Raw genomic sequence first — 249 nt, forward strand, 5'->3', positions numbered from 1 at the left:
ATAAGGATGGCGACGCCAACCAACAACCAGAGGTATGGCATTTGCGCGGCCGGCTGCGGTTCCGTGGGCACCCATCGCAAATATAGGTGACTCGAGCCAGATTGGCCGGGCACGGACCAAGAGGCCGGCAGTAAATCGGACACGAGCGGTGTGCCCAGGAGCCCAGCAAGCGCGATGACGCAGCCGATGGCCACAACTACGTTTGCGAGCAATCTCTTCATGCGGCCTAACACCTGAGTTAAGCCGCGC

At 60.6% G+C, this 249-nt stretch carries 1 protein-coding gene; it reads right to left on the reverse strand.

What is annotated here, in order from left to right; genetic code table 11:
- Positions 1-221, reverse strand: a 221-nt coding sequence (locus ACY35P_RS15720; protein ID WP_462116770.1) for a hypothetical protein, incomplete at its 3' end; no start/stop codon positions are given.
- Positions 222-249: the final 28 nt, after the last annotated feature.

Source organism: Lysobacter xanthus, from assembly GCF_047159895.1.